The sequence below is a fragment of the Cupriavidus sp. 05L310 genome (genome assembly GCF_056398185.1).
On the sequence record NZ_JBFTOX010000050.1, the window covers coordinates 65,301 to 73,387 of the forward strand.

Genomic DNA, 8,087 nt, shown 5'->3' on the forward strand with positions numbered 1-8,087 from the left:
CTCCTTGATGCTAGGCGGACTCGACAGAGCCTGAGGCCTGCCGCCGCGAAAACGGCAGGCCTGGGGGCTTACAGGTTCTTCAGCGCGACCTGCACATGCTGCTGGAATTGCTCCGGCGCGCCCAGCGCATTGGCGTTGAGCAGTGCCAATTTGACCAGGAACAGTTGCGCCTTGTCTGCGCCGGCCTGGTCGATGGCGGTGGCCAGGGCGTCATAAACGGCTTCCAGGGCGGGGATGCTCAGGGTTTTGTGAGGGGCAGTCATAAGACTCTCTCCTAATGGATCTTCACTGGGGCAGGGCGGTGTTCAGGGCGGCTTGCAGGCGCGTGGCGTCCAGCGTCAGCCAGCGCGCGCACACATGCTGGTCGGGGCGCAGCAGATAACCCGCGCCGCTGGCCTGCACCCCATAGCGACGGCGGAAGTGGCCATCGGCGTCGGCGAACGTCAGGTCGGCGCCGGCTACCGGGCTGGCGGCCCCGACGGCGATGACGCGCAGCGGCACGCCGCGCTCGCGGGTGGCGGCCACCACGCTATGCATCGGTTCGGGGAGGGCCTCGGCCTCGGTGAAGTACAGCAGGTCGAAGCCGCCGCCCAGATGGTCGAGCAGGTAGTCGTTAGCCCCCAGGCGGATGTTCTGGGGCGGGGCACCGTGGGCCGGGCCGTGCACGAACAGCGCGTTGTCGTCGCCGGGACTGTTGAGCGCCGAATCGGTGTACTCGTGCGGCCGTGAGGTGCGCCAGTGGTACAGCGGGCGCACGAACTTCTCGGTCAGCGAGAGCGACAGCACGGCATCACGCAGCAGGCGGAAGCCCTCGCTCGGCGGCGTCATGAAGCGCGTGCTCTTGCCCGCCTCGTCGATGATCTCGCGTGCAGCGCCGACACGCTCGGCGCTGTGGCTGGCCAGCAGCTTCCGGCCGGCCAGTCTCTTGACCACGAAGGCGAGGTGCCAGGCCAGCGACTGCGCGTCCTGGAACGCGGTGTTGGCGCCGCGCACGCCGAAGATTGGCAGCAGGTGAGCAGCATCGCCGGTAAAAATCACGCGGCCGTGCACGTAATCGGGCAGCGTCAGCGTGCGGGCAGAGTACACGGAGCACCAGTCCATTTCCCACGGCGCGCCACCATGGCCGATCATCGTCAATTGGGCGTCGATGCGCGCTTTGAGCGACTCGGGCTTGAGCGCGTCCTCGGGCGTTTCGCCGGCGGGCAACTGGTAGTCGACGCGCCAGATGCCGTGCGGCTCGCGGTGCATCAGGATGGTGTTGCCGGGGTTCCAGTCCGGGTCGAAGTAGGCCAGGCGCTCGGTCGGCAGCGGCAGGTCGATCTTGATGTCGGCGATCACGAAGAAGCCCTCGTAGGAGGCACCTTCCATCTGCAGGTCCATCGCGGTCCGGATGCCGGAGCGTCCACCGTCGGCCGCGACCAACCACTCGGTCTCCAGGGAATAGGAGCCCTCCGGCGTGTCCACCTCGACGCGCGCGAAATCGGTTTCCTGCTCGACCTTGACCACCTTGTTGCCCCAGCGGAAATCGATCAGCGGATTCGCCGCGCAGGCATCGAGCAGGTATTCCTCCATGTACTGCTGCTGGATGTTCAGCATCGGGAAGAAGCGGTCGTCTCCGTCGTGCGGGGCTTCCATACGGAAGACGCGATGGCCGCGGTAGTAGGAATTGCCGAAGCGCCAGGGCAGGCCGTTCCCGGTCATGCGATCGGCCACACCGACTTGCTGCAGGATTTCCATCGAGCGACGCGTGAAGACGATCGCGCGGCTGCCCTGGGACACCTGCAACTCCGAAGTGACGACGACGCTGGGCACGCCATGGCGGGCCAGTTCCAGGGCGGCGACCATGCCCGCCGGGCCGGAGCCAGCAATGACCACTTTCTTGCGTTCTTGCATCGGGTGGCCCGAAGGCAGCCAAGGCTTGAACACCTGGTAGTCGTAGTAGATCGAAGGACGGGCTTCGGTGGTGGGCTGGTGCATGGACTTGACTCCAGTTCGATGGATTTGGGGTGGGCGTGGCGCCTCGAGGACGGCAGCCGCGTCCCTTCCCGGTTGGCCAATGGGTAACCGGGAAGCGGGTATTGAAAACCGGGTGATGGAACCTGTTGTCAGGTCGTTGGCTTGAGCGTGCGCGGGATCGGCAGGACCAGGAAAATCACGCAACCCGTCAACAGCAGGACTGCCGCATAGAGCAGGCCCGTGTTGAAGCTGTGCGTGACGTCCTTCAGCCAGCCCACGACTAGCGGATTGAGAGCGGAGCCGAGGTTGCCGGTTGCGTTGATCACCGCGATGCCCAAGGCACGCGCGGCGAAGCTCAATGCATGGTCCGGCGTGGTCCAGAAGATCGACATGGCGGTATAGGCGCCGGTGGAAGCCAGGCACACGCCCAGCAGTTGCACCGCGGGATGCGACGAATATGCCGTCAGCAGCCAGCCCGCCGCCGCGCACAGCATCGGCAGCACGGTGTGCCAGCGGCGCTCCAGCGCGCGGTCCGAGCGCCGGCCCCACCAGATCATGCCGATGATCGTGCATACCTGCGGAACCGCCGCCAGCAGCCCGATGGTTGTGTTGGTGGCGCCGCCGGCGAAGCTCTTGACGATAAGCGGCGTCCACACGGCCACCATGGCGAGGCTGTTGACCAGGCAGAAATAGGCCAGCGAGAACTTCAGCACCGTGGCGGAGGTCAATTCGGACCACAGGCTGCGCGACGTCGCGCCGGGCCCCTGCGCCACGGGGTCAGCCCGATGCTCGGCAGCCAGCATCTGCGCGAGCGTTTGCTTCTCGCCCGGCGAGAGCCAGCGCGCTTGCGCCGGCGTGTCGTTAAGATAGAAATAGACGATCACGCCCAGCACCGAGGCCGGCAACCCTTCGAGCAGGAACAGCCACTGCCAGCCCTTGAGCCCGTACAGCCCGTCCATGCCGAGGATCACGCCGGAGGCTGCCGAACCGAAAGCGGCTGTGACCGGCATAGCAATCATGAACAGCGCATTGGCGCGGGCCCGGTAAGCCGCCGGGAACCAGAAGGTCAGGTACAGCAACATGCCGGGCAGGAAGCCTGCCTCGGTGATGCCAACCAGTACGCGAAGCCAGTACAGCGTATGCGCGTCCGTGGCGAACAGGGTGGCGGTGGAGGCCACGCCCCAGGCAACCATGATCGCCGCGATCCAGCGTCGTGCGCCGACGCGTGCCAGGATCGCATTGCTCGGCACGCCGCAGGCGATGTAGGCCAGGTAGAACAGGGTGGTGGCTAGGCCGAACTGGGTGCCGCTCAGCCCTAGGTCCTTCATCATCGTCAGGCCGGCAAAGCCGATGTTGATGCGATCCAGGAAGGAGACCACGAACAAGAGAAACAGGAACCACAGCAGATGGCGCGATACCTTGGCGATGACGAGCCGGGCTTCGGCAACGGAGTGACTTACGGTAGATGTTGCAGCGTCGTCCGCGGGTTGGGGGGCTGCGATGGGTGAACTCACAATGCTTGTCTCCTATGGCGCCGCCGTCGGCTGGATGGATTATGAAAACGACGGCCTCGCACAATCTGATGTCTGGCCGACGTGGGCTGGTCTGGCGCAACGGTTGTCAGACACGGCTTGCCAATTAGTTGTGTGCGCAACTAGTATGTGCCAATGGCACGCGAATCGGCACTAGGGTTTCCACTGGTTGCGTGCGCAACTAGATGCGCCGAATCATAAGGCGATGCCCCCGAAGATGCCGACGGTCATTGACTGACGCGCTTGGTTGAGTCCGCAACCAGTCATCTGTATAGTTTCTGCATCACTTTTTTCGCTTTGAGAGGTACCTGCCGGTGACTTCCAGATACATCCCGATCGCCCTTGACCGCACCTTGACACACCGCCTGCACGAACTCACCAAGCTCACTGACCGGATTACGCAACAGGCCTATGAAGCAGAAGTGGGCATTCCGATGCACGAAGGACGGTGCCTGGCCGCAATTGGCTCGTTCAGTCCGTTATCGGTCAACGATCTGGCGCGTCGCGCGAATCTGGACAAGGGTCAGGCGAGCCGTGCGGCGCAGTCGCTGGTCGACCAGGGGCTGGTGCGCAAGGCCGCGAGTGCCACGGACGGCCGCGGCGTCGTCCTGACGGTGACGAACAAGGGGGAGCGTATCTGGCTGCGGGCGATGGCCCTGATTGAGCGCCGCAATGCGGAAATCGTGTCCTGTCTCGATGCCGCGGAGCGGGAGCAATTTGATCACCTGCTTGAGCGTTTGGTCTCACATGCCCGAGAGTGACCCAGCTTCGGCTGCGTCACCGCGGGAACCGCATGATTTGCTGTTAATAGGAGATATTTACGAATCCCGGCCATCCCCCTAGTCTGGCTACCTAGACGTACCGTGAGACTGCCATGCGGATCAGCTTGCAAGTCGTCGTTCACACGGGAGGTGATACACCTGCCACCGTGACCGAGATCGCGCAGTTCTAGCGAGAAGGCCTTGATGCCGGCTCGCTGGGCCTGCACCTGATGGACGCCAAGTCCATTACTGAGCCGGCTGCAGCGCACCTTGGCCGAGTTTGGCCTGGCGGCAAATGACTGAGAGAACTGCAAGCGCCCAAGCGTGACGGACCGCACGGCAATGCGGCCCTCGGAATAGCGGCCGTTCCTGTCCAACTCGCGGGTTCCAACGCAGCAGACACAGGGATCGTACGGACCAAACCTGTCTTCGCAGTCCCTACGTGAATCCGCAGGAAGAGCGCCACGATGGCGCGGCTTCGGAGGGCTGCCAGATTGTCGCCGGCATGCGGCTGGCCCCAAGTCTGCTGGCGGTCCTCTGGCAGGTAGATGGGTCCGGCTCACCCTTCGGCTGGAGCGTGGCCAAAACCGGGGGGGGAAATCCGTCAGGAAGGGGAGTATTGTCTACTGGCACTCTCGGAGAGCCCCCATGCGCATCCTGATCCAGGCATGCATTGACGAAGAGGGAGCGCAGCCCCTCTAGGTGACTACGGTCAGGGTTATCGAGCGCAGAGCGGATGCTGGGCCAGCATCCGGGCTGGGCTTGTTCATTCGCGAGACGCATGAACTGGTGCGACAGATTCAGGCGGTGGTCTTGAGTGAGCAGGTCGACCAGTTCATCGATGCGGCGTCCCGCTGTAAAACGTGCGGAAGACGACTCGCGGCCAAGGACACGAAGTCATTGGTCTATCGTACAGCTTTCGGAAAGGCGAAGCTGCGGAGTCCTCTTTTTTTCTCGTAAAGGCTGGAGTCGTTGCGACGCGACACGGGGTGGATTGGCGCTCGCAATCCGCTAGGAATATTCGTCGAACACGATGGCAGGCGCGCTGTGCATGCTGGGACTTCTCCCGGCGGCGTTGAACGAATGCACCAGTTTCGTGCCTGGCTTGCCGTAACGACGGCGGCAACAACGAGATCAATCCGTTTCCGATCTTGCCGTGTGAGTCGCCTGCGGTCCAACGGTCTGCGGGAACTGCCGGGCCGATACCAACACCGCGCCAACAACACCACACCGGGGTTATCGAACAGGCCAGGCTTGGCGAGGCGGCGCCGGGCGTCGATCGCCGTGCCCCTGTGCCGCCTTCGCATGTGAAAGCGGGGTCGGAATGTCATGCGAGGACTGTAACCGGCACCTTATGCAAGACCTGGCCGCAAACTTGCTAGCTAAATGCATAAGGCCGTAAGGCGACGGGCATCGGTTGAGAGGAAGCTATGCAGCATGCACGCATCACCGCGCACAGGGGGATTCTGGTTGTCGAGCTGTTACCTGACCAGTCGAATGGGGAAACCACTTCGACCAGCAAGCTCCGCAATCTGGGCACGGTCATTCATGACACAGCACGCCACCTAGGTGTTTCGGCGGAAGCCCTGGCGCTGCTAAGGATGGTGAAGTGCGGCCTTGACCGCATCGGTGACTTTGCCTGGTTCAGTAGTGACGACGGGAAGGATCATTTTGCGTGGTTGGGAGGCCCGAAGCGGCTGGTGAATCCCACGGCAGTGGCGGCCGCTCGGGGCTACGAGATCCTTGCGCACCTGGTCATTCCGAACGCGGTGCCCGAGGGCGCCAGGATGGCCATCGAGACGCACTTCTGAGCCTCCAAGCCGATACATGCGCGCGGAGCTCGCGAAGAAACGGTTCTGCCCTTTAAAGGGAACGGCAGCGCCGCGATGACCGACACGTCATTGATGCGAGCACGTGGCGTTACCGGACGCCACGGTGCGAGCCCGCTTCTGAGCCTGCTGCGGGAATCGTCGGCGACAGTGGTGAGCGGCGTGAGCCGTATCCCGTTTGAGAGATCAAGTCGAATTCGACACTTCCCATGGGGTAGAGGAGAGCGTGCAAAACCTGGGGAGGCTCCAGGGGAGGGCAGCTCGGGCATCTGGGCGCGGCATCGGTTTCGGGTGGGATACGCTGATCAGTATCGCAACGGTGGGAGCAAACCATGCGGCTGACCATCGAAGCAAGGTTGTTCGACGAGGACAGCGACACGGTCAATGACGGGGACTGAATACTGGCCGTGGTTGAGCGCCGCGACTGCAGTCTCGCCCAACTGGGCTTGACGCTCGCGGAGGGACGGTCGCTGCTGGCCAAGGTGCAGGCCGAACTGGTTTCGAAACAGGTGGAGTGGTGGCTCTCGGGCCAAACTCATTGTCGGCGGGCGTGACCAGGTTAGTCAGGGCAGTGGACGAAGGGTGCACCACACGCGGCGGTGTGCACGCAGACCGCTGGCAAGCACACGCCCACAGCCGCAGACTCTTTACCTTTATTCTGCCGTACACAGTGCGCAGCACCGTCGAGCGACGGTCCTTGTGGCTCAAAGGCTCGCCGCAGAAGGGGCGCACTGCATGGTGCAGGTCGGGGTGGCGGCTTTGAACGGGGAACTCTCGCCCCGCCGCATCTCGGCGCTCGAGATCGACGCCGTGCGTCACAGAAAATGCATCGGGCCAGCATGGCCAAACCGGCACCGACCAACAAGCAGAACAGATCTGACCAGGCTACCCGGGTCTAAAACGCAATTAATCGCCAAGATTTTGATCCCGGCTCAAATTAACAAGGGCCTAGCAGGAATATGGGGATAGCTCGCGCTTGGCATCCCTCCGATCCAGCAGTGTCCCGGCATCTGCTGCCGGTCACCACCCTCGACGCTGTGGTCGGCGACGGCCCTGCGTTGAACCCGGGGGGCTCGCGCGTGTTCGTCATCGTGCCGACACTTGTGTACGCAGCCCTGGAATCTGTGGTCGCCCGACGTCCGCGCCGACAAGGCGGGCGCCTATCCCAGTTCAGCTGGGTTTCGACGCGGTTTCGGGGCGAGATAACGCGCGCGCCGCACGTTGGGCTTGCAGTCCCTGCGCCCGCTTCGCATCGGCCTGGGCCACGTGTCCCGCCGCCTGACCCGCCAGATCCACGCGCGGTGTGCCTTCCACCAGACAGGCCCAGTAGCGGGTGCCGCGGCACCAGGTCCGGATTGCATCGCGCAACACCGACTCCGTTAGGCCGAGTTCCTGCGCGTGCTGGACGAGGTCCTCGAAGATGCCGATCTTGAGCGGTACCTTGGGTGCCGGACTCTTCGGAAAGGTTTGCGGGAAGCGTTTTTGCAGCTTCACGATGGCTTGCAGTACCGGGTCGACAGGCTTAACGGGTTTCGCTGGGCGGGCCGAAACCTTCGGGGATGCACGACGCGTGTTGGCCGGTGGCGCGGCCTTCGCCTGCTTTGCCAGTTGTTCCTTCAGTGCCGCCAGTTGTTCGAAGCCCATCATGCCCAGCCATTAAAACGAGCTGAGATTGTAGCCGTCCCTCGCGATTCACCTTGCCGCCCACGTAGCCGCGTGGCCTCGGAAAACCGAGGAATCCTGGCGAGGGCGACGCGTCACCCTTCGCGTGTCCACCCGATCCGGTGGCGTTCCTGCGTGGCCTCATGCCGCGCATCGTCCTCCGTGTGCAGGTAAGCGCTGGTGGTAGAAATCGATGCGTGCCCGAAATTGTCCCTCACAAACCGCAGATCCACCTGCTGGTCGGTCATGTGTGACCCCGCGGTATGGCGCAGCCAGTGCGCCGAGGCGCTGGCGAGCACCGCGGCCCGGCTTTCCCACTCGGGGCCGCGCGCGCGCAGGCGCGCGGC

General features: G+C 63.7%; 7 protein-coding genes. 2 read left to right on the forward strand and 5 right to left on the reverse strand.

Going from position 1 to position 8,087, the window contains the following annotated elements; translation table 11 throughout:
• Positions 1 to 68 precede the first annotated feature (68 nt).
• The 3 genes from AC1DS6_RS30410 to AC1DS6_RS30420 form a co-directional block, all read right to left on the reverse strand.
• The gene (locus AC1DS6_RS30410) at positions 69 to 263 is read right to left on the reverse strand and encodes a DUF2783 domain-containing protein (RefSeq protein ID WP_477103780.1); all 195 of its coding nucleotides are present in this window, start codon (positions 261 to 263) and stop codon (positions 69 to 71) included.
• Positions 264 to 285: 22 nt separating this feature from the next.
• A complete protein-coding gene (locus AC1DS6_RS30415) occupies positions 286 to 1,977 on the reverse strand; it encodes an FAD-dependent monooxygenase (RefSeq protein ID WP_477103781.1) in 1,692 nt (563 codons plus the stop codon).
• A gap of 128 nt (positions 1,978 to 2,105) precedes the next feature.
• Positions 2,106 to 3,470: an MFS transporter gene (locus AC1DS6_RS30420; protein WP_477103782.1), complete on the reverse strand. Its 1,365-nt coding sequence runs from the start codon at positions 3,468 to 3,470 to the stop codon at positions 2,106 to 2,108.
• A 332-nt stretch (positions 3,471 to 3,802) separates the two neighbouring features.
• Here AC1DS6_RS30420 and AC1DS6_RS30425 point away from each other — a divergent pair, with 332 nt between their 5' ends.
• Both AC1DS6_RS30425 and AC1DS6_RS30430 read left to right on the forward strand, forming a co-directional pair.
• Complete coding sequence (locus AC1DS6_RS30425; protein WP_477103783.1) at positions 3,803 to 4,249, forward strand: MarR family winged helix-turn-helix transcriptional regulator; 447 nt, start codon at positions 3,803 to 3,805, stop codon at positions 4,247 to 4,249.
• Positions 4,250 to 5,679: 1,430 nt separating this feature from the next.
• Positions 5,680 to 6,060, forward strand: a complete 381-nt coding sequence (locus AC1DS6_RS30430) for a hypothetical protein (protein ID WP_477103784.1) — start codon at positions 5,680 to 5,682, stop codon at positions 6,058 to 6,060.
• A 1,188-nt stretch (positions 6,061 to 7,248) separates the two neighbouring features.
• Here AC1DS6_RS30430 and AC1DS6_RS30435 read toward each other — a convergent pair.
• Together AC1DS6_RS30435 and AC1DS6_RS30440 are read right to left on the reverse strand one after the other, a co-directional pair.
• Positions 7,249 to 7,722, reverse strand: coding sequence for a ProQ/FinO family protein (locus AC1DS6_RS30435; protein ID WP_477103786.1), 474 nt, complete (start codon positions 7,720 to 7,722; stop codon positions 7,249 to 7,251).
• A 113-nt stretch (positions 7,723 to 7,835) separates the two neighbouring features.
• A partial coding sequence (locus AC1DS6_RS30440) for a tyrosine-type recombinase/integrase (RefSeq protein WP_477103785.1) occupies positions 7,836 to 8,087 on the reverse strand: 252 nt, incomplete at its 5' end.